Raw genomic sequence first — 1,408 nt, 5'->3', positions numbered from 1 at the left:
TCGGCGACAACCGGCTGACCGGCGCGCTCAACCTGACGCCCGACTTCAAGCCGGACGGCACGATCGACTTCACCCTGCCCGATCTCGGCCTGCTGGCCGCCATGGCCGGCCAGACCGCGTCCGGCGATCTCGCCGGTTCCGCAACAGTCCGCACCGTCAATGGCATTACGTCGATCGCGCTCAAGGCGAGCGGCGGCAGCATCAGCCGCGATGCGCTGACGATTGCCAAGCCCACCGCCGATATCACCATCGCCGATATCGCCAAGCTGGCGATCCGAGGCAAGATCGGCGCGGAAAGTCTCGGACAGGGAGAAAACCGCCTCTCGGGCCTCACTCTCGCCTTCGAGCAGCAGGCAGAACGGACCGGCTTCACGATCGATGCGGCCTACGACGGCGCGCCGGTCGCAGCCACGGGCGATCTCGTCAGCGATGCCGGTCGCACGGAAATCCGTCTCGCTTCCTTCTCGGCAGCACCGAGGCGGGTCCCCCTGCAGCTTGCCGCGCCGGAAACCATCGTTATCGAAAGCGGCGTTGTTCGCCTCGACGATCTCACCATTCTCGCGTCGGACGGCGCGATTGACGTCGCGGGCACCGTTGGCGAGCAACTCGATATCTCGGCGCAAATCAACGCGCTTCCCGCCACCCTGATCAACACCTTCGCCCCGACGCTCGGCGCCGAGGGCGCGATCGGCGGCACCGTCAATGTCAGCGGGGCGGCCGCAGCGCCGGTGGTCGGCTACGATCTCGTCTGGAACGGCGCCTCCATTGCGTCGGTTCGCTCCACCGGCATCGTCGCGCAGGACGTCACGGCGAAAGGCACGATCACGGTTGCCGAAGGCGAAGTCCGCTTCGATCCGCTGACGATCGAAAGCGGCGCCTTCCGCGGCAACGTCACCGGCCGCCTCAACCGCGCGAATGCAACCGCCGCTGCCGACTTCAAGCTCTTCGCCGAGCCGCATCTGCTGCCGCCCGGCCTCGCCACGAAGTTCGACAGGACGATCGCGATCTCCGGCAAGGTCGAGACCGGCGAAGGCGGCAGCGTCCGACTGAGCGCGCTTGATCTCTCGTCCGGCACCGTCGACGCCCGCGGCACCGCCGCGCTTGCCGATGGCGCGCTGACGGCGGCGATCGAAGGCACGCTTCCCAACCTCGGCAAATTGCTGGCGGACGCTGAGGGCAACGCGGCGTTCAACGCCGACATCTCCGGCCCGCTCAACGAACTCGGCATCAAGGCTCAGATGACCTCCAGCGGCGCAACGCTGGCCGGCCGCAACCTGACGGACCTGGCGATCAATGCCGACGTGACAGCCAAGCCCGGCAGCCCGCAAGCCAAGCTGACGGCAACCGGCGCGCTCGGCGGCCAGGCGATCGATGTGCGTGCCGACGTGGTCTCCGAGAACGGCCGCAC

The 1,408-nt window shown here is 67.9% G+C and carries 1 protein-coding gene; it reads left to right on the top strand.

Annotated elements, in window-relative coordinates:
- Positions 1–1,408: translocation/assembly module TamB domain-containing protein (locus tag GHK62_RS33440; protein WP_475527060.1), on the top strand; the 1,408-nt coding region annotated here is incomplete at both ends.

Origin of the sequence: Sinorhizobium terangae, assembly GCF_009601505.1 — a bacterium.
In the GTDB taxonomy this organism is placed as follows: domain Bacteria; phylum Pseudomonadota; class Alphaproteobacteria; order Rhizobiales; family Rhizobiaceae; genus Sinorhizobium; species Sinorhizobium terangae.
The sequence above is the reverse complement of the archived record's forward strand: the minus strand, read 5'-3'. Positions and strand labels throughout refer to the sequence as shown.